The 23162-nt window shown below is 68.0% G+C and carries 20 protein-coding genes and 1 pseudogene; 11 read left to right on the top strand and 10 right to left on the bottom strand.

All coding sequences use genetic code 11. The features are described 5' to 3' along the window. The first annotated feature begins 64 nt into the window (after positions 1-64). Complete coding sequence (gene chrA / locus ACOHX0_RS16300) at positions 65-1312, top strand: chromate efflux transporter (protein ID WP_420678287.1); 1248 nt, start codon at positions 65-67, stop codon at positions 1310-1312. Between the two features lie 132 nt (positions 1313-1444). Next, positions 1445-1918 carry an SspB family protein gene (locus ACOHX0_RS16295; protein WP_420678183.1) on the top strand — a complete coding sequence of 158 codons (474 nt, stop codon included), beginning with the start codon at positions 1445-1447 and terminating at the stop codon, positions 1916-1918. A gap of 393 nt (positions 1919-2311) precedes the next feature. On the opposite strand, the gene ACOHX0_RS16290 is transcribed toward ACOHX0_RS16295, so the two are convergent. Next, positions 2312-2863, bottom strand: coding sequence for a hypothetical protein (locus ACOHX0_RS16290; protein ID WP_420678286.1), 552 nt, complete (start codon positions 2861-2863; stop codon positions 2312-2314). Positions 2864-3134: 271 nt separating this feature from the next. Between ACOHX0_RS16290 and fumC the strand changes: the two genes are divergently transcribed. From fumC to ACOHX0_RS16270, 4 genes are read left to right on the top strand one after another with little or no spacing between them, the layout of a single operon-like run. Then, positions 3135-4529 carry a class II fumarate hydratase gene (fumC, locus tag ACOHX0_RS16285; RefSeq protein WP_420678182.1) on the top strand — a complete coding sequence of 465 codons (1395 nt, stop codon included), beginning with the start codon at positions 3135-3137 and terminating at the stop codon, positions 4527-4529. Continuing rightward, on the top strand, positions 4529-4708 hold the full coding sequence (locus tag ACOHX0_RS16280; protein ID WP_420678180.1) for a DUF4169 family protein: 180 nt from the start codon (positions 4529-4531) through the stop codon (positions 4706-4708). Before fumC ends, ACOHX0_RS16280 begins: the two co-directional genes overlap by 1 nt. Then, on the top strand, positions 4705-4923 hold the full coding sequence (locus ACOHX0_RS16275; protein ID WP_420663670.1) for a ribbon-helix-helix domain-containing protein: 219 nt from the start codon (positions 4705-4707) through the stop codon (positions 4921-4923). The genes ACOHX0_RS16280 and ACOHX0_RS16275 overlap by 4 nt, the downstream gene beginning before the upstream one ends. Positions 4924-4946: 23 nt before the next feature. After that, complete coding sequence (locus ACOHX0_RS16270; RefSeq protein WP_420678178.1) at positions 4947-5177, top strand: N-(5'-phosphoribosyl)anthranilate isomerase; 231 nt, start codon at positions 4947-4949, stop codon at positions 5175-5177. An 11-nt stretch (positions 5178-5188) separates the two neighbouring features. On the opposite strand, the gene ACOHX0_RS16265 is transcribed toward ACOHX0_RS16270, so the two are convergent. The 3 genes from ACOHX0_RS16265 to ACOHX0_RS16255 all read right to left on the bottom strand — a co-directional run bounded on the left by ACOHX0_RS16265 (position 5189) and on the right by ACOHX0_RS16255 (position 8879). Then, on the bottom strand, positions 5189-6559 hold the full coding sequence (locus tag ACOHX0_RS16265; RefSeq protein ID WP_420678177.1) for a cytochrome P450: 1371 nt from the start codon (positions 6557-6559) through the stop codon (positions 5189-5191). Next, positions 6556-7818: a hypothetical protein gene (locus tag ACOHX0_RS16260; RefSeq protein WP_420678176.1), complete on the bottom strand. Its 1263-nt coding sequence runs from the start codon at positions 7816-7818 to the stop codon at positions 6556-6558. Before ACOHX0_RS16260 ends, ACOHX0_RS16265 begins: the two co-directional genes overlap by 4 nt. Positions 7819-8126: 308 nt before the next feature. Next, positions 8127-8879, bottom strand: coding sequence for a cytochrome c biogenesis CcdA family protein (locus ACOHX0_RS16255; RefSeq protein ID WP_420678174.1), 753 nt, complete (start codon positions 8877-8879; stop codon positions 8127-8129). Positions 8880-8972: 93 nt separating this feature from the next. On the opposite strand from ACOHX0_RS16255, the gene ACOHX0_RS16250 reads away from it, so the two are divergent. Continuing rightward, a complete protein-coding gene (locus tag ACOHX0_RS16250) occupies positions 8973-9206 on the top strand; it encodes a sulfurtransferase TusA family protein (RefSeq protein WP_420678285.1) in 234 nt (77 codons plus the stop codon). Positions 9207-9417: 211 nt separating this feature from the next. Here ACOHX0_RS16250 and ACOHX0_RS16245 read toward each other — a convergent pair whose 3' ends face one another. The 6 genes from ACOHX0_RS16245 to purC form a co-directional block, all read right to left on the bottom strand. Continuing rightward, a complete protein-coding gene (locus ACOHX0_RS16245; protein WP_420678172.1) occupies positions 9418-12285 on the bottom strand; it encodes an Rne/Rng family ribonuclease in 2868 nt (955 codons plus the stop codon). 635 nt (positions 12286-12920) lie between these two features. Continuing rightward, positions 12921-14258, bottom strand: a complete 1338-nt coding sequence (locus tag ACOHX0_RS16240) for a sigma-54-dependent transcriptional regulator (protein ID WP_420678171.1) — start codon at positions 14256-14258, stop codon at positions 12921-12923. A gap of 29 nt (positions 14259-14287) precedes the next feature. After that, entirely contained in the window at positions 14288-16135 is a 1848-nt protein-coding gene (locus tag ACOHX0_RS16235; protein ID WP_420678170.1) for an ATP-binding protein, read from the bottom strand. Positions 16136-16172: 37 nt separating this feature from the next. After that, positions 16173-16841 (bottom strand): phosphoribosylformylglycinamidine synthase subunit PurQ, encoded by a 669-nt coding sequence (purQ, locus tag ACOHX0_RS16230; protein ID WP_420678169.1) that lies wholly within the window; start codon positions 16839-16841, stop codon positions 16173-16175. Continuing rightward, a complete protein-coding gene (gene purS / locus ACOHX0_RS16225; protein WP_420678284.1) occupies positions 16838-17071 on the bottom strand; it encodes a phosphoribosylformylglycinamidine synthase subunit PurS in 234 nt (77 codons plus the stop codon). Before purS ends, purQ begins: the two co-directional genes overlap by 4 nt. A 128-nt stretch (positions 17072-17199) precedes the next feature. After that, positions 17200-17961: a phosphoribosylaminoimidazolesuccinocarboxamide synthase gene (purC, locus tag ACOHX0_RS16220; RefSeq protein WP_420678168.1), complete on the bottom strand. Its 762-nt coding sequence runs from the start codon at positions 17959-17961 to the stop codon at positions 17200-17202. Between the two features lie 303 nt (positions 17962-18264). On the opposite strand from purC, the gene ACOHX0_RS16215 reads away from it, so the two are divergent. From ACOHX0_RS16215 to ACOHX0_RS16200, 4 genes and pseudogenes are all read left to right on the top strand, one after another. Next, on the top strand, positions 18265-18582 hold the full coding sequence (locus ACOHX0_RS16215; protein ID WP_420678166.1) for a DUF1476 domain-containing protein: 318 nt from the start codon (positions 18265-18267) through the stop codon (positions 18580-18582). Between the two features lie 370 nt (positions 18583-18952). After that, entirely contained in the window at positions 18953-20857 is a 1905-nt protein-coding gene (locus tag ACOHX0_RS16210) for a phosphatidylglycerol lysyltransferase domain-containing protein (protein ID WP_420678164.1), read from the top strand. Positions 20858-20942: 85 nt separating this feature from the next. Further along, positions 20943-21962: a betaine--homocysteine S-methyltransferase gene (gene bmt, locus ACOHX0_RS16205; RefSeq protein ID WP_420678162.1), complete on the top strand. Its 1020-nt coding sequence runs from the start codon at positions 20943-20945 to the stop codon at positions 21960-21962. Between the two features lie 416 nt (positions 21963-22378). Beyond that, a pseudogene (locus ACOHX0_RS16200) lies at positions 22379-22630 on the top strand (homocysteine S-methyltransferase family protein); the annotation flags it as partial. Positions 22631-23162 lie beyond the last annotated feature (532 nt).

The raw sequence follows: 23162 nt of genomic DNA, 5'->3' as shown, positions 1-23162 counted from the left end.
AGAGCCCGGCGGGCCGTCCGCTTCTGCCGGGGCGGGCCCGGGCCTGCGTCCCGCCTGGCGCGAGATGCTGCGGGTCTTTGGCCGCATCGGCCTCCTCAGCTTTGGCGGCCCGGCGGCGCAGATTGCGGTGATGCACCGCGAACTCACTGAGGACCGCCCCTGGCTCAGCGAAGACGGATTCCTGCGCGGTCTTTCCTTCTGCATGCTGCTGCCGGGTCCGGAGGCGATGCAGCTTGCGGCCTATGCCGGCTGGCGCATGCGCGGGGTGCCGGGCGGCCTTCTGGCGGGACTTCTCTTCGTGCTGCCGGGCGCGGCGGTGATTGCCGTGCTGGTCTGGCTTTATGCGGCCTTCGGAACCCTGGCGGCGGTGCAATCGGCCTTCCTCGGGATCAAGGCGGCGGTGGTGCTGATCATCCTGCAGGCGCTCAGGCGGCTGGCGGGCAAGGCGCTGCACAGCGGGATGGACTGGGCGCTTGCGGGCTTTGGCTTTGCCGCGCTGTTCCTGTTCAACCTGCCCTTCCCGCTGGTGGTGGCGGCTGCGGCGCTCGCGGGCCTGATCCGCGGCGGTGCCGCCGCGCCGGAGCCTGCGCAGGCCGCGCCCTTCCGGCTTCGGCAGACGCTCGTCACCATTGCGCTCTGGGGCGGGCTGTGGCTGCTGCCGCTGATCGCGCTGAGCGCCGCCGGGCAGAGCTTCCTAGCCAGCATCGGCTGGTTCTTTGCCAAGCTGGCGGTGGTCACTTTCGGCGGCGCCTATGCGGTGCTGGCCTACATCAGCCAGACGGTGGTGACGCAATATGGCTGGATCAGTGCCGGGCAGATGATCGACGCGCTGGGGCTGGCCGAGACCACGCCGGGGCCGCTGATCCTGGTGACGCAGTTCGTGGCGATGCTGGCCGGGCTGCAGAGCGGCGGCCCCGGGCTGTTCCTCGCGGCGGGTGCGGTGGCGCTCTGGGCCACGTTTGTGCCCTGCTTCCTCTGGATCTTCACCGCCGCGCCATTTGTGGAGCGCATTGCCTCCCATCCGCGGCTGGGCGCGGCGCTCAAGGCGGTGACGGCGGCGGTTGCGGGGGTGATCCTGAACCTGTCGGTCTGGTTTGCGCTGCATGTGGTCTTTGCCGAGACCGCGATTGCCGGTGCGGGGCCGCTGCACATGCCGGTGCCGGTCTGGCCCAGCCTCGACTGGCCTGCGCTGATCCTCGTGCTGCTGGCGCCGCCGGCAGCGCTTGCCGTGCGGGGCAACCTGCTGCTTCTGCTGGCCGTGATGGCTGGAGCAGGGCTGGTGCTCGCGGAATTCCCCTTTGCGATCAGCTAGCTGGAGCGCGGCCTTCAGCTGCGCCGCACAGATGTGCCGCTGGCGCAAAAATAATTCCAAATGCCATTTCGCTGCCCTTTAGTTTCCGGCAAAACCCCCTATGCTGAGACCAAAGGAACAAGGGGTAAATGGATGTCCCGCGAAATCGATTACGGCAACCTGATGCATGCCGCCATGCGCGGCCTGATCCGCACCGTGCTGCAGGACGTGGCCGAGAACGGTCTGCCCGGCACCCATCACTTCTTCATCACCTTCGACACCGGCCACCCGGACGTGGAGCTGGCCGACTGGCTGTCCGACCGCTACCCGGGCGAGATGACGGTGGTGATGCAGCATTGGTTCGACAATCTGACGGTGGATGAGGACGGCTTTGCCGTTACCCTGAACTTCGGCGACTCGCCCGAACCGCTCTATATCCCTTATGACGCGATCCGCACCTTCGTGGACCCTTCGGTGGAGTTCGGCCTGCGCTTCGAATCCGCCGATGAGGACGACGAGGACGCGGACGAGGAGTTCGAGGCGGAGGACGCGCCCGACAGCGCCGAGGCGCAGCCCGCTCCCAAGAAGGATGCGGATGTGGTTTCGCTCGACAGTTTCCGCAAGTAACCCCGGCGGCCGGCCGGGCGCTGTGCGCCAGTCAGGGTTTTTACAGGAAAGGCAGCCGCGGGGCTGCCTTTTTTGGTGCGTGGTGACTTGAGGCGCCGGGGCTGTGCCAGTCTCCCCGTTCCATTGGCCAGCCGCACGATGCCGAACAGAGCGGAGCCGCGCATTTCCGGCGCGCGCGGGGGCGATTCAAACAGAAGTGGCTGGCAGTTTATCCCGGCACCCCCGTAAGCCCTATCGCGGGACCGCCAAGCATCAGCCAAATCGCCGCCGCGTGGGCGCGCGCCGGCGATGCGCGGCGGCCTTCGGCCTGGTTCCGCGCCGCCCGCCCGATACCCGGCCACTCCGCGTGCCGGAACGATCGCCGGCAGGATGCCTGCTTGGGCCGGGCAGCCCTCACTTCCGCTTCAGAAAAGTCTCCAGAACCCGCATCGGAGTACCGTTGCGGTGGGAGGAATAGACCAGCTCCAGCCCGCCCGGCGCCAGGGTGCGGTCGTACTGCTGCATCTCGTAGTCGCCATTCTCCGCAACGAAGAGCGAAAACACGGTGAGCGTCTTGCCCGCGATGCGGGCCCAGACGTAAGGCTCGCCCTTCATCGGGTCAAGCTGCACCGCATGGCCGAAGACATTGCGCGTCATCGCCGCCGCATAGACATCGCCGCGGTCGCTGGGCTGGAAGGTGATCTCGTAGGTCTTAGCCTTGCGGCGGCCGTCCTTCTTGATCGAGACCGAAGTCCAGCGCAGGGTGAAGCCGCCCTTGGTTTCGCGGATCACCACGCTCATGTCGCGTGGCTCGGTCTCGCCGCCGGGTTTCACCACTTCGGCGCTGCCGCTGTATTCTCCGGCAAAGGCTGAGATTTCGGCCCGTGCCGCCGGGGCCACGAGCAGAAGGGCCAGCACGGCCAGCGCCACGCAGGCAGCCCTTCCGATACGGTCGGCCTGGGCCATTAGAGCGGCCGGCACGCGGCCGGCAGATAGATGGATCAGCACCTTCTCCTCCTCTTCTGCGCGATCACGCAATCCCCCCGTGCCTCCACATGGTAAAGATAGCCTGCCCGCATGCAATGGCACTCCCGCCGGCGGCCCGTCAATTCCAAGCGGTCAATTCACCCTATACCTCTCAGACGGAAACACTATGCTGCGCGCAACTGGCCAGTTGTCCCGGCACCGGGCGCAGGCTAAACGGCATACGACAGCATACTCAACGGAGAGAAGACGAATGTCCGCTACCCGCACCGAAACCGACAGCTTCGGCCCGCTCGAGGTCCCCTCGGACAAGTACTGGGGCGCCCAGACCCAGCGCTCGATCATGAACTTCCCGATCGGCTGGGAAAAGCAGCCGGTTGCCATCGTGCGTGCGCTTGGCGTGATCAAGCAGGCCTGCGCCATGGCCAACAAGGCCTCGGGCAAGCTGGAGCCGAAGATCGCCGATGCCATCATCCAGGCGGCCAGCGAAGTGGTGGCGGGCAAGTTCGACGACAACTTCCCGCTGGTGGTCTGGCAGACCGGCTCCGGCACCCAGTCGAACATGAACTCCAACGAGGTGATCGCCAACCGCGCGATCGAGATCCTCGGCGGCGAGATCGGCTCCAAGGACCCGGTGCATCCGAACGATCACTGCAACATGGGCCAGTCCTCCAACGACACCTTCCCCACCGCGATGCATATTGCCACCGCGATGATGGTGCGCGACGTGCTGGTGCCGGGCCTCACCAAGCTGGCCGAAGGGCTGGAGAAGAAGGCGGAAGCGTTCAAGGACATCATCAAGATCGGCCGCACCCACACCCAGGACGCCACCCCGCTGACGCTGGGCCAGGAGTTCGGCGGTTACGCGCATCAGATCCGCCAGGGCCTGGCCCGCGTCGAGGCCGCAATGCCTGGCATCCACGAGCTGGCACAGGGCGGCACCGCGGTCGGCACCGGGCTCAACACGCAAGCAGGCTGGGGCGAGACCGTGGCCGCAAACATGGCCGAGATCACCGGTCTGCCGTTTGTCACCGCGCCCAACAAGTTCGAAGCGCTGGCGGCGCATGATGCGATGGTGTTCCTGTCGGGCGCGCTCGCGACCATCGCCGGCAGCTGCTACAAGATTGCCAACGACATCCGTTTCCTGGGCTCCGGGCCGCGCTCGGGCCTCGGCGAGCTGATCCTGCCGGAAAACGAGCCGGGCTCCTCGATCATGCCGGGCAAGGTGAACCCGACCCAGGCCGAGGCGCTGACCCAAGTCGCCGCCCACGTGATGGGCAATGATGCGGCGATCAAGTTCGCAGGCAGCCAGGGCCATTTCGAGCTGAACGTCTACAACCCGATGATGTCCTACAACCTTCTGCAGTCGATCCAGCTGCTGGGCGATGCGGCGGACAGCTTCACCGAGCGGATGCTCCTGGGGATCGAGGCCAACAAGCCGCGCATCCAGAAGCTGATGGAGGAAAGCCTGATGCTGGTGACCGCTCTGGCGCCGACCATCGGCTATGACAACGCCACCACCGTGGCCAAGACCGCGCACAAGAACGGCACCACGCTGAAGGAAGAGGCAATCGCCCTCGGCTTAGTCGATGCCGAAACCTTCGACAAGGTGGTGCGGCCGGAACAGATGATCGGCCCCAAGGGCTGATGTCGAAACCGGTCAACCTGAACCGGTACCGGAAAGACAAGGCGCGGGCCGCGAAAAAGGCCCGCGCTGACCAGAACGCCGTGGCCTTTGGCCGGACCAAGGCGGAGAAGGAGCTGGAGAAGGCGCGGGAGGCGCAGGACGTCCGGCGCCTGGACGGGCACAAGCGCGACGACGAATGAACAGCCGCCCGCGCAAGCACTCGCTCACCTTGCGGGGCCACCGCACCTCGGTTTCGCTGGAGGAGGATTTCTGGCAGGCCTTCCGCGAGATTGCCGCCGAGGACGGCCGCGCCATCAATGACCTGGCCGCAGAAATCGACGAGGCGCGCGGCGAGGACTGCGGCCTGGCCTCGGCAATCCGGCTCTTCGTGCTGCGCCGCTTAAGGGCGCGTTAACCGGAATGCGGCAGCCTGCCGGCATGGCACATGTGGCCCGTACGGTTTCGCCCAAGTTTTGGATGCAGCAGATTTTCGACGTGAAAGCCGCGCGCCAGGGCGGCGTGGTGCGGCGCAAGCTGCGCGATGTGGAGCGCAATGTCGGCCTCGCCCGCCTCCAGCAGGAACTGCAGCGGCGGGGATACCATGCGGTGATAAACGGCGATCAGGTGGTCATCTTCTGCAACAACGAGCCGATCCGCCCGCTGTGCTGAGGCCAAAGTTTTCAGAAAGGTTTGGGCCCCCGCTCCGACAGCTCCAGCCAGATTCCGTTCCTTGACCGCACCGTCAGATGCGCGGCGGGGATTGGTGTCTTCCCCGCAACCGGCGCCAGCCGGAAGCGGCGCAGGATCATCGACAAGAGCAGCACCCCCTCCGCCATGGCAAAACCTGCGCCCGGGCAGACGCGGGCGCCGGCGGAAAACGGGATATAGGCCTCGCGCTGGCAGCGTTTGCCGTTCTCCGTTGCCCAGCGGGCGGGGTCAAAACCGTCGGGGTTCTCCCAGAGCCGTTCGTGCCGGTGCAGGTGCCAGGGGCTGAGCACCAGCTGCGCGCCCTTCGGCACCGCGCGGTTCCGGAAGCGTTCCGGGCAGGCGGCCTCGCGCACCATCATCGGCACCGGAGGATAAAGCCGCAGCGCCTCGCGGAAAACATCGCGGCTGACCTTCAGTTTCGCAACGGCGGCAAAGCTTGCGTCTTCGAGCGCTTCGGCCTCCGCCGCCACCTGCTCCTGCCTCTCAGGATGCAGCGCCAGAAGGTAAAGCGCCCAAGCCAGCGCCGAAGCGCTGGTCTCATGTCCTGCGAGGAAGAAGATCGCCACCTGATCCGCCATTTCGGCGCTGCTGAAGGTCTCCCCGGTCTTCGGATCGGGGGTGGTCATGATCTTTGTCGCCAGATCCTGCGGCGCCTCGCCCGCCGCGATGGCGTCGTGCCGTTCCGCCACCAGCGCCTCGATCAGCGCGCGGATGCGGCGGGCGCTGGCGCGGGTGCCGCGGCGGAAGAAGCGCGGCATCCAGCGCGGCAGCGGCACCAGGGCGGCGAGGTTCAGGAGCGGCTGGCTGTGCTGGTAGGCGCGGAAGCGGGTGAAGACCTCGGCCGCGACCTTATGCTCGATCGGGATCGAGAACAGGGTGCGGAAGATCACATCCGCCGCCGCGTGGGAAGCCTCTGCCTCAATCTCCACCGGGCCTGTCGCGGCGGCAAGCCGCGCCACCGCGGCCTCGGCGGCGGCGCGCATCGCGGGGAAGCTGTGTTTCAGCCGGCCGCCCTCGAAGGCGGGGTCGATGATGCGGCGCTGACGCTGCCACTCCGCCCCGTTGGTCAGGAACACCGAATTGCCAAGGAGCGGCCGAAGCCCTTCGGCGATGCGGTCCGATTTCGGGAAATCCTGGGGCCGCGCCTTCAGCACCTCCTGCACCAGGCCGGGCTGGTTGAGCAGGAAGGAGCGGAAGAACGGCGTGCGGAACTCCGCCATCCAGGCCCGGTAGAGCCGTGCGGGCTGGGCCGAGAGGATATCCTGCCGGAACAGCCGCGCATAGCGCCAGAGCGGCACGCGGTCCGGGCGGGCAGCGGGTTTCGGCGGCTGGGTGTCGGTCATTCGGCGGCGACCTCCGCGGAGGTGGAGGTGAATTTCGACACCGGCACGTCGATGCGCGATTTCGAGGGCTGGCGGCTGCGGAAGCGGGCCGCGAGCGTCTGCGGCCCGGCAGTGATACGGAAATAGTCGTAGTCGCCGGGCTGGTCGAACGCGCAGAGGTACTGGAAATGCAGACGGAAAAAGCGCCAGCGCAGCGCCTTCCAGCGCGCCGGGCTGAGTGTCTGGGTGAAGGCGGCGGAGATCACTAGAGGCCAGCGCTTCGCCGCAGATGCGACGCCGCTCACCGCCACCGGATCGCAGAGCGCAAAGGCACAGCCGTCGCCGGGGGCGGTGACATCGACCCAGGCGATGTCCGGGCTTTCGGAAAGCAGGCGCAGATCGCTGCGCAGCGGCGTGGCCCCGGGCAGGAAGGAGACCATCGGCACCACCTGGCCCAGGCTGAGGAACCCCAGCGCAGGGCGCTCCGCAGGCAGGCCGGCGCGCAAGAGCCCGGCCAGCACCGACACCCCCAGGTGCGCGCCGGAGGAATGGCCGACGACGAGTACCTCGTCCAGCTCCGGGTCTTCCAGTGCGGCGGCAATAGCCGCTCCGAAGTCCTGCAATCTTGCCTGGAGGTCGGCCGGATAGGCGCCGCGGGCGGCGGCGCTATGGGCGTAATCGTGCATCAGGTAGTAGGCAAAGAAGGTGCCGTCGCGGGCCTTGAACCCGCGCAGAAGACCGTAGCCGCAGGCCAGCCCCAGCGCCCAGCCGATTGCGGCTGCCAAGGCCCCGCCTGCCCCGGCCGGCGCCGCCGCAGCCAAAACGCCCCGTGCCACGCCCCAGGCCAGCAGCAGCGCCAGCAGGGCCTGCCCCAGCAGCATCGCAACCGGGTAGAGCGCCGCGATCACCGGGCCCTTGCGCAGCCGCATCAGCCGTCTGAGCGTGCCGGTGGAGATGTAGACCCAGGCGGTGCGGGCCAGCTGCAGGTAGGTGCCCGCGATGGAGGCCGCCATGCTGCCGCGCACGAGGTCGGACCAGACCAGCACCTCGATATCCGCTTCCACCGGCGCGCCTTCGATCCCTGCCGCCACCCGCCAGCCGTGGCCGCCAGCGCCCGGCTTGCCCGCCACAGCGATCCGGTAGCCGGAGACCGCCGCCTGAGCCGCGCTTTCCGTTCGGTAGAGCTCGCGGTAGCGGCGCGGGTGAAAGGGATCGTAGCCGGGGATGTAGAACACCCGGCGCCTGCGCACCTGATCGATCCGGCTCGATTGCTGCTCCACGCCCTGCCCCCTGCTTGCCGCGCCAGACTAGCAGCGCTTGCTGCCAAGCGTAAGGGTTGAGCGGTCAATCCGCGGTTAAGAGCGGACAGCGGAGGCGAGAGGCAAGCCGCGCATCGCCCTAGCGCGGGGGGCGATCGAACGGGAGTGTTTGGCAGATTAACCCGGCCAAACCCGTACGCCCTCTCGGGCACACGCCCAGCACCAGCCAAATCGCTGCCGCGTGGTGGCGCGCCGGCGATGCGCGTCAGCCGGCCTGCTGCGGCCCCCAGACCGGCGCGTTATAGGAGGCGCCCGAAGGCCCCTCTCCGTCAGCCCAGCAGCGCCAGCGCCGGGAAGGCCTCCAGCAGCCACCAGGAAAAGCTGGTGAACAGCCCGGTGACGAGCGCCACGCCGACCACGACGAGCAGCCCGCCCATCACCTTCTCGATCATGCCCATGTGCCGCTTCATCCGGTTCATCAGCGCCATCGAGCGGGTGAGGAACATCGCCGCCAGCAGAAAGGGCACGCCCAGCCCCGCGGCGTAGACGCCAAGCAGCACCGTGCCCCGGCTGACCGAAGCTTCGGAGGCGGCCAGAGACAGGATCGCGCCCAGCTGCGGGCCGATGCAGGGCGTCCAGCCAAAGGCGAAGGCCAGCCCCAGCACATAGGCGCCAAGCGCCGAGCCGCCGGACTGGCCTGCCTCCATCCGGGCCTCCCGGTCCAGAAGCGGGATGCGGAAGACAGAGAGGAAATGCAGCCCGAAGACGATCACCACGAGCCCGGAGACTTGCGCGAATAACTCCTGGTTCTGCAGCACAAAGGCGCCGAAGGCCGAAGCGGTGAAGCCCAGCAGCAGGAACACGGTCGAAAGGCCGAGGACAAAGAACAGCGCTGCGGTCACCGCCTTGCGCCGGGCCGCAGCCGTGCCCTGAATCTCGTTGATGGAGACGCCGCTCATATAGGCCAGATAAGGCGGCACGATGGGCAGCACACAGGGCGACAGGAAGCTGATCAGCCCGCCGATCAGCGCCACGAACATGGCAGGGAGCAGCCCTGCGTCGATGATCTCGATTCCAAACATGCCCCAGCCATAAGCCCTCGCGCGCGCAAGGTCACGGGGGGCTCTGGTCACATCCTTGTGGACAGGATGAAATATCCGTCATATCTGCGGGTTATGAGCGAGATCAACGAGACATTGGACGCCATCGGCCTGCTCTGCCCGCTGCCGGTGCTGAAGGCCCGCAAGCGGCTGAAAACACTGGCGCCGGGGGCGGTGCTGGAACTGCTGGCGGACGATCCGGCGGCGGTGGTCGACGTGCCGCATTTCTGCAATGAGGCGGGGCATGAGTTCCTCGGCCATCGCGACGGCCAGGGCCACCAGGTCTACCTGATCCGCAAGGGCCCGTAAGCCAAAGAGTTTTTCAGCGCCGCCGCCGCTTGAGAGTACTGGAGTCCGTCAGGAATTCCGGCCCGGAAAACGCGTGTTTTCCGCGCCGTGCCCCGCGCCTGAGAAATGGGCCTGAGATACGGGTGCGGACCGGGGTGCCGCGGCCCTTGCTGTCCGCAAAGAAAAAGGCAGGCCAGAAGGCCTGCCTTTTTCATTTTACTGTCTGCCCGGCTCAGCTTGCCGACCACCAGCCACGGCGCTTGGGCTTGGCGGGGGCCGCCGGTTCCGGCGCGGCCTCGGCTTCGGCCAGGGCGGGCTCGGGCTCGGGCTCGGGCTCGGGTGCCCGCTCCGCTTCCGGCTCTGCCTCGTCCGCCGCTTCCGGCTGGGCTGTCTCGGCCTCGGCAGGCCCGGTTTGCGCGGGCTCCGCAGGTTCTACTGCTGCTTCAACCGCTTGCGGCTCTTCCGCCGGGGCGGCCACGGGGGCGGCTTCCGCCACCGGTTCCGCAGGGGATTCGGCAGTTTCTGCCTCTGCCGGAGCTTCCGCCGGTGCCTCGGCTGCTGCCGCGGGCGCGGCTGCCTCTGCGGCCGGAGCCTCCTCTGAAGCGTCTGCGGCGCCTGCGGGCGCGGCCTCCTCTGCGGCGGCCTCCGCCGGGTCCGCCTTGGGTTTGCGCGAGCGGCTGCGGGTGCGGGTGCGGGTCTTCTTCTCGGGCTTGGCGGGTGTCTCCGCCTCGCCTTCGGCGCTCTCCGCACCAGCGTCCTGAGCGGCGCCTTCGGCCTCTGCTTCAGCCTCCGGGGCAGTTTCCTCAGGCTCAGCGGCAGCGTCACCGGTCTCCTGCTGGGTCTGATCCTGCTCCTGCTCGCCCGCGCCGGACTTCTTGCGGCGGCGGCGGCGGCGCTTGCGCTTCGGCTTGGCCTCCTCCTGGCCCGTCTCGGCAGCAGCGGCCTCTTCCGGCTCGGCGGCGGGGACTGCCTCCTCCTCTTCCTCGGAGGCGGTTTCCTCGTCGGCGTCGACCTGATCCATGATCGACATGTCGACCGAGACCACCGGCGCCGTCGCCACCGGCACTACGCGGGACGCAGTCTTGAACTTCTCCAGCGTGAAGTCGGGGCTGACCAGATGCGCATCACCCTCGATGCGCACCGACAGGCCGTAGCGCGCCTCGATCTGGGCGATATGCTCGCGCTTCTGGTTCATCAGGTAATTGGCAATCGAGACCGGGCAGCGCACCAGAACCTCGCGCGAGCGGCGGCGGGTGCCCTCTTCCTCGATCTGGCGCAGGATCGACAGCGCCATCGAATCGTCAGAGCGGATAAGACCGGTGCCATGGCAATGCGGGCACGGCGCGGTGGTCGCCTCGATCATGCCGGGGCGCAGGCGCTGGCGCGACATTTCCATCAGGCCGAAGCCCGAGATCCGGCCCACCTGGATGCGGGCGCGGTCGGTCTTCAGCTTGTCCTTCATGCGCTTTTCGACGGCGGCGTTGTTCTTGCGCTCGTCCATGTCGATGAAGTCGATCACGATCAGGCCCGCGAGGTCGCGCAGGCGCAGCTGGCGGGCAACCTCCTCGGCGGCCTCCAGGTTGGTGTTCAGCGCGGTTTCCTCGATCGAGCCTTGCTTGGTGGCACGGCCGGAGTTCACGTCAATCGCCACCAGCGCCTCGGTCACGCCGATAACGATGTAGCCGCCAGATTTCAGTTGCACGGTCGGGTTGAACATGCCGCCGAGGTAGCTTTCCACCTGGTAGCGGGCAAACAGCGGCAGCGCGTCCTGGTAGTTCTTCACGTTCTTGGCGTGGGACGGCATGATCATCTTCATGAAGTCCTTGGCGATGCGGTAGCCGCGGTCGCCTTCGACCAGAACCTCGTCAATCTCGCGGCTGTAGAGGTCGCGGATCGAGCGTTTGATGAGGTCGCCTTCCTCGTAGATCTTGGCGGGCGCGATGGACTGCAGCGTGAGCTCGCGGATCTGCTCCCAGAGCCGCTGCAGGTATTCGTAGTCGCGCTTGATCTCGGATTTGGTGCGCTTGGCGCCGGCGGTGCGCACGATGAGCCCTGCGCCCTTGGGCACGTCCAGCTCGGCGGCGATGTCCTTGAGCTTCTTGCGGTCGGCGGCGTTGGTGATCTTGCGGGAGATGCCGCCGCCACGCGCGGTGTTGGGCATCAGCACGCAGTAACGGCCGGCCAGCGACAGATAGGTGGTGAGGGCCGCACCCTTGTTGCCGCGCTCTTCCTTCACAACCTGCACCAGCAGCACCTGGCGCACCTTGATCACTTCCTGGATCTTGTAGCGGCGCGGGCGCGGCTTGCGCGGCGGGCGGATGTCTTCGCTGTCGTCTTCGTCGGCGACGGATTCGATCGACTCGTCCTTGTCGGCGGCGTCGGCGCGGCCGGTCTCGTCCCCGTTTTCATCGGAGCCGTTCGCGCCGGTCTCCTCCGGGCCGGTCTCTGCTTCGGAGGGCGCCGCGTCCGCGTCTGCGGCGTCCTCTGCGGGGCCGCCGGAGTCATCCTCTGCCGGTTCCTCGACCGGAGTCCCGGCAACGCGCTCCATCTGCGAGCTGCCCTCTTCGGGCACCTCTGCCAGTTCAGCAGGCGCTTCGGCAGCTTCCGCCGTATCGAGATCGATGGTCTCCATGCCCGCGATTTCGGCAAGCTGTTCCGCACCGGTTTCGACTTCGCGGGTTTCCACCGCATCCCCGCTTGCGAGCTTCTCCGCCTTGGCGGTGCTGCGCGGTTTGGCGCGCGTGCGCCCGCGGCCGGACCTGGCCGGTTTCGGAGCGTCTTCCTCCTCGTCGCGGGCGCGCATCGCCTCGGCGTAGGCGCGCTCCTCTTCCATCAGCGCTTCGCGGTCGGCGACCGGGATCTGGTAATAGTCGGGGTGGATCTCCGAGAACGCCAGGAAGCCGTGGCGGTTGCCGCCGTAATCGACGAAGGCCGCCTGCAGCGAGGGTTCGACCCGGGTTACCTTTGCGAGGTAGATGTTGCCAGCGAGCTGGCGCTTGTTTTCGGATTCAAAGTCGAATTCCTCAACCTTGTTTCCATCGACCACCACGACGCGGGTTTCTTCCGCGTGGGTGGCATCGATAAGCATTTTCTTAGCCATGAGTCCTTGATGCACCTGACCTGAGCGCCCGCGGCCCGGCTGTTGCCAGGCGGCCGCGCGCGTGAGGGGAGGTGTCTTGTCTGGGCGATTAGGGACGGCGCGTTGCAGCGGGTGGTCCCGGGGTCGGTGCCCGGCCTTCCTGCCTCAGTGCTCTTCGCTCTCGCGCGCGTCATCGCGGTTCTTCTCCGGCAGGCGGGAGAAATCCCCAGGCCCTGCCCTGTTATCCCTGAGCCGGAAAACCGGCCCGGGCGCTAAACTGCCCCGGAATGGGGCCTATCGGTCTGGCCTTGGGCTTTTTCGGATTGTGCCGGGCAAAAGCCAAAGCCAGCGAAACTCGTCGGATCAGGCGGGCCGCAGGGCGGCCGTCTGCCTGTCGGGTCAGCATAAGGCCTGTGGATAGGTAATGACAATGGTCATTCGTGCCCATTGCCGCCGAAATTACTGCCCGTCTCAGGCTAGCGGCATGAGGGTTAATATTGCCTGAAGGCGCCTGCCGCAATGAGGGCGGCGGCCGGACCCGGCGCGCTCAACCGCAGCGGGGGTCGGAATTCCATGGGAATTCCGGCTCGGAAAACGCGTGTTTTCCGGGCCGTTTCCCGCGCCGGGAAACGGGCGCGGGACACGGGGCGTGCGGTTCAGCCGAGATAGTCCGAACGCTGCAGGCCGTATTTGGCCATCTTCTCGTTCAAGGTGCGGCGCGGCAGGCACAGCTCGTCCATGACGCTGGCGATCGAGCCCTTGTGGCGGCGCATGGTGTTGTCGATCAGCATCCGCTCGAAGGCTTCCACATATTCCTTCAGCGGCTTGCCTTCGGTGGTCATCACCGGCTGCATCTCTTCGTGGTCGGACATCAGCAGCGACGCGATGGTGCCCGAGCCGCGGCGCGATTGCAGCACCGCGCGTTCGGCAATGTTAATGAGCTGGCGCACGTTGCCCGGCCAGGGCGCCTGCAACAGCTGCGCCGCTTCCTGCGCGCTCACCTGCGGGGTTTCGCAGCCGTATTCATCGGCGAACTGCTCGCTCAGCCGGGTGAACAGCGTCAGGATGTCCTCGCCGCGCTGGCGCAGCGGCGGCACGGTGATGCGCAGGGCTGCCAGCCGGTAGAACAGGTCGGGGCGCAGCACGTCCTCGCAGGTCTTGCCCGCCTCCTGCAGGTTGGAGATCGCAATGATGCGGGTTTCGCCCGGCATGCCCTGCTCGTTGATCACGTTGAGCAGCTTGGCCTGCAGCGTCTCGCTCAGCGCCTCGATATCCTCCAGCACCAGGGTGCCGCCGCGCGCCTCTTCCACCGCGGGCAGCATGCTGTCCTCGGGCATCACCGGGCCGAACAGGCGCTTGGAGAGCGCGTCTTCCTCCATCGCGGCGCAGGAGATCAGCACGAACTTCTTGCCCGCCCGGCTGCCCACCGCGTGCAGCGCATGCGCGACCAGCGTCTTGCCGGTGCCGGTCTCGCCGTCGATCAGCACGTGGCCGTCGGCCTGGCCGAGGTCGAGGATGTCCTCGCGCAGGCGCTCCATCACCGGGCTTTGGCCGATCAGCTTTTTCATGATCTGGCCGCCATCCGACAGCTCGCGCCGCAGCGCCCGGTTATCGAGCGTCAGCCGCCGCATCGCGGCGGCGCGCTTGGCAAGCTCGGACATGCGGTCGGGGTTGAAGGGTTTTTCCAGGAAGTCGAAGGCGCCCATCCGCATCGCCTCCACCGCCATCGGCACATCGCCATGGCCGGTGATCATGATCACCGGCAGCGCGGAGTCGGTGCCCATCAGCTTCTTCAGGAACTGCATGCCATCCATGCCCGGCATCTTGATGTCGGAAATCACAATGCCCGGATAGTCCGGCCCCAGCACTTTCAGCGCATCCTCGGCGCTGGCGAAGGTTTCGGTGTCATAGCCCGACAGTGCCAGCCACTGGCTGATCGACTGCCGCATATCCTGTTCATCGTCGACGATCGCGATTTTCATAGCCTGTGCCATGCGCGCTCACTCCTAATCTTCCTGCCGCGTCATTCCGCGGCCTCGATGCCATCCGCAAGGATCGGCAATTGCATCTCGAAGACCGCGCCGCCGTTCTGGCCGTTGCGTGCGGTCAGCCGTCCCCCGAGGTCGTTAACGATCCCTGAGGAGATGGCAAGCCCCAAGCCGACGCCGTCGCCGGGCTGCTTGGTGGTGTAGAAAGGCTCGAACAGACTGTCGAAATCCTCGATCCCATCGCCATTGTCGCGCACCGACAGGGTTGCCGTCTCACCGGCGGCGAGAAGGATCTCCACTTCTGGATCCGCGACAGATTTGGTGGCGTCGAGCGCATTGCGCAAGAGATTCACCATAACCTGCTCCAGCCGCATCCGGTCGCCCATCACTTTAACAGGTTCTTCCGGAAGGATGCGGGTAATTTTCACATGCCGCTGGCGCAGCTGCGGCTCCATCATCGACAGGCTGGAGGCCAGCGCATCGCCAAGATTCACAGGGCTGAAAGTGTCGCCGCCCTTGCGCGCGTAGGACTTCAGCTGCCTTGTGATCGCGCCCATGCGCTCGATCAGGTCGTCGATGCGGCCGAAGGAGGCGAGCGCCTCTTCGGGGCGGTTGCGGTTGAGCAGCAGGCGGGCGCCCGCGAGGTAGGTCTTCATCGCCGCGAGCGGCTGGTTCAGCTCGTGGCTGACCGCGGCCGACATCTCGCCCAGGGCCGCGAGCTTCGAGCTCTGCGCCAGGCTTTGCTCGGCCACCGCGAGGGTCTTCTGCATGCGCTCGCGCTCGGCGATTTCCCGCTGGAGCCGCGCATTCAATACGCGAAGCTCCGCCGACTCGCGCTGGAACAGCGCCATCCTCAGCGCGGTCTTGCGGCTGAGCGCATAGAAGGCCAGCGCCAGCAGGATGGCGAATCCCATGATCTCCAGCGCCAGCACCGTGTTCACCTTCTCGCGGATCGAGGCGTAGGTGGTGAAGGAGGCCATGCGCCAGCCCTGGAAGGGGATGCGCGTCTCCAGCCGCATCACCGCCTCACCCTGCAGGTAGGCGTCGGCGGGCAGCGCGGTCCAGTCGGTGGTGGCACGGATGGCGCGCTGGATGGCACCTTCGGCGGTCTGCTGGCGCAGCGCTGCCGCTTCCGAACGGCCGCGCCAGCGCGCCTCGGTGGCGAGAATGATGGTGCCGGTGCTGTCGCTCACCATCACCGCATCCGAAATGCCCGCCCAGGCGCGTTCGAACTTCTGCAGGTCGACCTCCACCACGATCGCCCCCAAGACGCCGGAACCATCCACAACCCGGCGCGAATAGGTGAAACGGTAGCCGCCAACCTCGCGCGGAATCACCGAGAAGACGGTGGATTTGGAGCGCACCGCGTCGACGAAATAGGCGGCGTTGCGGTGGCTCTCGCCCAGCCGGTTGCGGTCGGTGGCGGCCACCGTGCGGCCGTCGCCGGCCAGCAGCATGATCGAGGCTGCGCCGATCTCGTCGACAAAGGAAATCAGCCGCTGGGTGGAGAGCGAGAAATCACTGGATTGCAGCGCCGAGATCAGGGTCTGGTCGCGCGCCAGCAGCTGCGGCACGATGGCGTGGCGGCGCAGCTCGCTCAACAGGTTGCCGGAATAGAGCGCCAGCCGCAGCTCGGCCCGGTTGCGGGTGCTTTCGGTGAACCGGTGGGTGAGCGCCCGGTTGGTGGTCCAGACGGTGACCGCGGCGATCAGCAGGAACAGCGCCAGCGCCAGCCGCGCCCGCCACGAGATCGTGCGCGAACGCGCCTTCGGGCCAGACTTCGGCGGGCCGGGCTTCGGCTGGCCGGATCTGGGCTGGCCGGATCTGGGCTGGCCGAAGCCGGGCTGGCCGGATTTCGGCGGGTCGGTATGCGGGGCGGTCATGGGCTAATACCTATTGCGGCCGCCCCGCAGGCTCAAGTCACGCCGCGGTGACCATTCCGGCCAATGCGCGGAACACTGCCGCCCCATCGGTGCCGCCATGGCCATCATCCGCCGCCCGTTCGGGATGCGGCATCATGCCCAGCACGCGACGGTTTTCCGAGAGGATGCCCGCTATACCGGCAACCGAGCCGTTGGGGTTCGCGGCATAGGTGAAGGCGACCCGGTCCTGGTCTTGGAGCGCGGCCACGGTATCGGCGCCGGCGTAGTAGTTGCCGTCGTGATGCGCGATCGGCACGCCGATGACCTGGCCCTGCTCGTATCCGGAGGTAAAGACGCTGTCCGCGGTTGCCACTTCGAGATCCACCGTGCGGCAGATGTACTTGATCCCGGCATTGCGCAGCAGCGCCCCCGGCAGCACGCCGGTCTCGGTCAGGATCTGGAAACCGTTGCAGATGCCGATGGCATAGCCGCCGCGGTCCGCGTGCCCGGCCACCGCCTTGCAAATCGGCGATTGCGCCGCGATGGCGCCGCAGCGCAGGTAGTCGCCATAGGAAAACCCGCCCGGCACGCCGACGATGTCGATGCCCGCGGGCAGCGTGCTGTCCTTGTGCCAGACCATCGAGACATCGAACCCGGCCTGTTCGAAGGCCACCGCCAGGTCGCGGTCGCAGTTCGAGCCCGGGAAGACTACAACCGCCGCCTTCATCCCTGCATCTCGATGCTGTAGGATTCGATCACGGTATTGGCGAGCAGCTTCTCGCACATTTCGGTCACGTCCGCTTCAGTGGCGCCCGCGGCCAGCTGCAGGTCGATCACCTTGCCCTGGCGCACGCCCTCGACCTTGTCGAAGCCCAAGGCGCCCAAGGCGTGGCGCACGGCCTCGCCTTGCGGATCCAGAACCCCGTTTTTCAGCATCACATGCACCCGTGCCTTCATCGCGTCTTCCTCTCGCTTGCGGCGTTTCTCTCCGGCCGGCAAAAGCACCCGTCCGGGCTCTTTCATCTTGCCATAAATACTCAAAATCCCGCCCTTGGCGCAGGGCGGGACTGGATAAGTTCTGCGGCTCAGTTCACCAGCGTCGGCTTGCCCGGCGCGGGCGGGTTGTTCGGCATCACGCCCAGGCGCCGCGCCACCTCGGAATAGGCGTCGGTCAGGCTGCCGAGGTCGCGGCGGAACACGTCCTTGTCGAGCTTCTGGCCGGTCTTGATGTCCCACAGGCGGCAGCTGTCGGGGCTGATCTCGTCGGCCACCACCAGGCGCTGGAAGTCGCCGTCGTAGATGCGGCCGATCTCGATCTTGAAGTCGACGAGGCGGATGCCCACCGCCAGCATCACGCCGGAGAGGAAATCGTTCACCCTGAGCGCCAGGCTCAGGACGTCGTCCATGTCCTGCTGGCTGGCCCAGCCGAAGGCGGCGATATGCTCCTCGGTCACCAGGGGATCGCCGAGCGCGTCGTCCTTGTAGCAATATTCCACAATCGGCCGCGGCAGCTGGGTGCCCTCCTCGAGGCCGAGCCGCTTGGAGATGCTGCCGGCCGCATAGTTGCGCACGATGACCTCGAGCGGGATGATCTCGCAGCTGCGCACCAGCTGCTCGCGCATGTTGAGCCGCTTCAGGAAATGCGTCGGCACGCCGACCTGGCCCAGGCCCAGCATGAAGAACTCGCTCAAGAGGTTGTTCAGCACACCCTTGCCCTCGATCACGTCGCGCTTCTCGGCGTTGAAGGCGGTGGCGTCATCCTTGAAGTACTGGACGATGGTGCCGGGCTCCGGGCCTTCATAAAGGGTCTTGGCCTTGCCTTCGTAGATCTTCTTGCGACGTGCCATGAAATGCCTTTCGGGGGTGCAGGCCGGGAATCCGGCGCGGGTCCATGCCGCCCTCATAGTGCAAGGGTGCCATCGCCGCAAGCGCGGCCCGCTGGACAGGGAGGCCAGAGCCGCTGCAGGAGCCGCCGATGTGCTTTCCGGGCAAGGCGTCCGCCGCGGCCCGGGGCGGTGCGCCCGCAGCGCCGGAGGGCGCGCCGCCCGGGCCGTCTCCGGGGACACCTGCACTGCGCTTGAGGATGCGCAATACCGCTACATATCTAATGAATAGCCCTTCACGCAGACAGACACGAATGAGGAGCCCAGATGACGCTATTCAACGAGCGGGAGAAAGCCTTCGAGGACCGCTTCGCCCGTGATGAGGCGATGCGGTTCAACGCCCGCGCGCTCTGCACCCGGATGCTTGGCCGCTGGGCGGCGGAGCAGCTTGGCAAATCCGGCACCGCAGCCGAGGACTACGCCAGCGGCCTGATCTCCATCGACCTGGCGGAGCCGGGCTACCGCCAGGTGGTGCGCAAGGTTGCCGAGGATTTCCACGGCCGCCACACCGAGGAGGAAATCCGCGCAAAGCTGGCCGAGTTCCTGCCGCTGGCCACCGCCCAGGTGCTGAGCGAACGGTCCTGACGCCGGCCCCCGGCCCGCGCGCCTGAGCGGCGTGCCATCGCCCGCCTTCCGTCTCCTTGGAGGCGCGGGCAGGGCCCGCCGGCAGCTGGAGTGCGCCGCCGCGGCGCACATTGCCCTGCAGCGCGCTCCGCCTGCCCTGCCAGGGCTTTCTCCGCGGCTGTCCTTCCCGACCTGTCCCCTCTCCTGCCCCCCCCCCCCGGCCTGCCCGGCGATCCTGCCCGGCGGCTGTGACTATTGGACCTGGCCGGCGGACCCGACCAGCAGCTTCTCCGGCCACCTGCCCGGCTGGCTTGGGGCGGTTAACTTGTCTGCAAACCGCATCGGCTAGACTGACTGGCACCGCCCCTCCGGGCCTCGTGCTAGGACCGCCATGCCGTCATCCCTCCGATCCGCCCTCCGGCCGGCCGCGCGGCTGCTGCGCCTCACCCTGCCGCTGGCGGTGATGGGCGTGTGTTTCTGGGTCCTGCACACCCGCGCCGCCCTGCCCGCGCTGCCGGAGCTGACGGCGGCGCTTGGCAGCCTTGCACCCTGGCAATGGGCGGGCGCGCTGCTGGCAACCGCTGCCAGTTTTGCCGCCCTCGGGCGTTACGATTCCGTGGCGCACCGGCATCTCGGCACCGGACTGGACGGACCTTCGGCGCGGCGCGCAGGCATGGCGGCCATCGCCTTCTCGCAAACCGCGGGCTTTGGCATGCTGACCGGCGCCTATGCCCGCTGGCGGCTGCTGCCGGGGCTGCGCGCCGCCGCCGCAGGGCGGCTCACTGCGCTGGTGGCGGCAACCTTTCTTTATGCCCTCGCCGCGATCTGCGGCCTGGTTCTGCTCGCGGCGCCGCCGCCCTCTGTCCCCGGGCTGCGGCTGACCGGGGCGCTGCTGCTCCTGCTCTGCGTCCTGCTTGCGGCCTACAGCTTCCTGCGGCCGGACCTGCGGCTCGGGCGGCTGCGGCTGCGCTGGCCCTCGCTGCCGGCAACCGCGGCGCTGGCGGTCTGGGCGCTGGCGGATGTGGCAGCGGCAGGCACTGCGCTGTGGCTGCTGCTGCCTGGCGGCACGGGCGTCGCCTGGCTGCCGCTGCTGACGGCCTATGCGCTGGCGCTTGGGGTGGCGATCCTCTCCTCTGCCCCTGCCGGCGCCGGGCCGCTGGAGCTCACGCTGCTTGCGCTGCTGCCCATGGCGCCGGATGCGGCCCTGCTGGCGGGGCTGCTTGCCTTCCGCCTGGTCTACTACGCGCTGCCTGCCGCGCTGGCGGGCGCGCTGCTGGCCTGGCCGCGGCTGCTGCAGCCCCGCGCCGCTGCCGCCCGGCCCGCGGAGGCGGCCCTGCTCGGCAGCCAGCGCCGTCCGGCCTCGGCCCTGCCCGCAGCGAGGCCTTGCGCCGAAACCGCGGTGATCGCCCAGAACGGCGGGTATCTGCAGGCCTTTGGCCTGAACCAGCTGGCCCTGCTGGACACGCCCCAGGCCTCGGTTGCGCTGTTCGATCCGGTCTCGGGCCTGGCCGGAGAGGTATTTGCCCCGCTCGCCGCCCATGCGAGAGGACGCAATGCCGCCGCCTGCCTCTACAAATGCTCGCCGCGGATTGCACAGGCCGCGCGGCAAAGCGGCTGGCGGGTGCTGCGCATCGCCGAGGAAGCGGTGCTGGACCCGCAGCGCTTCAGCGGAAGCGGTTCCGCCCGGCGGCAGCTGCGCCGCAAGCTGCGCCACGCGGAGAAGGCCGGGCTGCACGCCGCTCCGGCCGGGCCGATGCTGCCGCTGCCGCAGATGGCGGCGCTCGATGCCGCATGGCAGCGAAGCCACGGCCCCGCCCGCGGCACCACCATGGGCCGGTTCGAACCCGGCTATCTTGCAGACCAGGCGGTGTTCCTCGCCGCGCGCGGCCCGCGGCTCGATGGCTTTGCCAGCTTCCACCGCGCCGAAGGCGAATGGTGCCTCGACCTGATCCGGATCTGCCCCGGCGCGCCGGACGGCACCGGCCATGCGCTGGTCTGCGCAGGCATCGCCGCGGCTGCGGAGGCGGGTGTCGCGCGGCTGTCGCTGGCGGCTGTGCCCGGCCACAGGCTGACCCGCGGCCTGGACCGGGGTTTGCGCCGCTTCAAGACCTGCTTTGCGCCGCGCTGGGAGCCGCGCTATGCCGTTGCACCCAGCTGGCCCGCGCTGGCGCTTGCCCTAGCCGACCTCACCCGCCTGGTGCACAGCCCGCCGCCGCTCCGGCCCCTGCCCCCGGGTGGCGCTGCGGCTCATAATGAAGTTGAAGAAAATGAAATTGCCCTCGCCCGCACGGCGTGACACAGGGGAAGGACACCTCCCCGCCCCGCGGCGGCGCAGCCGCGGCGTCTTGCGACCATGCGACCTATCCACGGGACATTTTCCGATGACAAACACCTTCTCCGACCTGCTTGCGCACAAGGACGTGCTGCTGGCCGATGGCGCCACCGGCACCACGCTGTTCAACATGGGGCTGCAATCGGGCGATGCGCCCGAGCTTTGGAACACCGGGGCGCCGGACAAGATCCGCGCGCTCTACCAGGGCGCGGTGGATGCGGGCAGCGACCTGTTCCTGACCAACAGCTTCGGCGGCACCGCCGCGCGGCTGAAACTGCATGATGCGCAGAACCGGGTGCGCGAGCTGAACCGCGTGGCGGCGGAACTGGGCCGCGAAGTGGCGGACAAGGCAGACCGCAAGATTGCAGTGGCAGGCTCGGTCGGCCCCACCGGGGAGATTCTGCAGCCGGTTGGCGAACTCAGCCACGAGCTTGCGGTGGAGATGTTCCACGAGCAGGCAGAGGCGCTGAAGGAAGGCGGCGCCGATGTGCTGTGGCTGGAGACCATTTCCGCGCCGGAGGAATTCCGCGCCGCGGCCGAGGCCTTCCGCCTCGCGGAGATGCCCTGGTGCGGCACCATGAGTTTTGACACCGCGGGCCGCACCATGATGGGGGTCACCTCCGCCGCTCTGGCGCAGCTGGTGGAGGAATTCGACAACCCGCCGCTCGCCTTCGGCGCCAATTGCGGCACCGGCGCCTCGGACATCCTGCGCACCGTGCTGGGCTTTGCGGCGCAAGGCACCGAACGGGCGATCATCTCCAAGGGCAACGCGGGCATTCCGAAATATGTTGACGGCCACATCCACTATGACGGCACACCCGAGCTGATGGCGGAATACGCGGTGCTGGCGCGCGATGCGGGTGCCAAGATCATCGGCGGCTGCTGCGGCACCACGCCGGAGCATCTGCGCCACATGCGCGCGGCCCTCGACAGCCGCCCGCGCGGCAGCCGCCCGGAACTGGAGGACATCGTCGCCAAAATCGGCCCCTTCACCTCGGAAAGCGACGGCACCGGCGAGGACGCGGGCGGACCCGCCCGCGAACGCCGCGGCCGCCGGCGCCGCAGCTGAGCGCCGGACCGGCGACAACGCACAGGACGGCGCCTCAAACCGCTGGATTGACAACACAGGGGGCGGCGCCGCGGCACCGCCCTGTGCCGTGATTGGAACGCCGGCCCAGCGACCGGCCGTCTACTGCCAACCGCCGCAGCTGCCGCGGCTGCGTGCGGACGGCGGCTTGGGTTGACTGGCCGGATGTCAGCACCGCCGGTTCTGCCGTCTCCGGCCTGATGGCAGTATGCGGCCGGGGCTCTCTGTTATTTTCGGAAGCTGCGCGGTCGGTTCAGCCGGGGCCCGGCACCACCGGCCCGTGCGGCACAGCATGCCGGCAACAGCGGAGGCATGCCCTATCAGCCGCGGCGTCAGCGGGCCAGCGAACCTATGCCGCGACGCCAGCGGCCCGATGGTCCGCTAGCCCCATCGAATGACCCGAGCTAATGGCGGAATACGCGGTGCTGGCGCGCGATGCGGGTGCCAAGATCATCGGCGGCTGCTGCGGCACCACGCCGGAGCATCTGCGCCACATGCGCGCGGCCCTCGACAGCCGCCCGCGCGGCAGCCGCCCGGAACTGGAGGACATCGTCGCCAAGATCGGCCCCTTCACCTCGGAAAGCGACGGCACCGGCGAGGACGCGGGCGGACCCGCCCGCGAACGCCGCGGCCGCCGGCGCCGCAGCTGAGCGCCGGACCGGCGACAACGCACAGGACGGCGCCTCAAACCGCTGGATTGACAACACAGGGGGCGGCGCCGCGGCACCGCCCCTGTGCCGTGATTGGAACGCCGGCCCAGCGACCGGCCGTCTGCTGCCAACCGGCGCGGCTGCGTGCGGACGGCGGCTTGGGTTGACTGGCCGGATGCCAGCACCGCCGGTTCTGCCGTCTCCGGCCTGATGGCAGTATGCGGCCGGGGCTCTCTGGTATTTTCGGAAGCTGCGCGGTCGGTTCAGCCGGGACCCGGCACCACCGGCCCGTGCGGCACAGCATGCCGGCAACAGCGGAGGCAGGCCCTATCACCCGCGGCGTCAGCGGGCCAGCGAACCTATGCCGCGGCGCCAGCGGCCCGATGGTCCGCTAGCCCCATCGAATGACATGGTGTGTTTGCGGCGGCCGCTCTCCCAGGGCGAACGAGGTCCGATAAGATCGGCCTCAGCAAAACCAGCCGTGAAGGAGAACGACCATGTTGCATTATGTTGGTCTGGACGTGTCCGTCAA

The organism is Cribrihabitans pelagius (assembly GCF_048820915.1).
In the GTDB taxonomy this organism is placed as follows: domain Bacteria; phylum Pseudomonadota; class Alphaproteobacteria; order Rhodobacterales; family Rhodobacteraceae; genus Cribrihabitans_A; species Cribrihabitans_A pelagius.
This window is presented reverse-complemented; position numbering and strand designations above follow the sequence as displayed.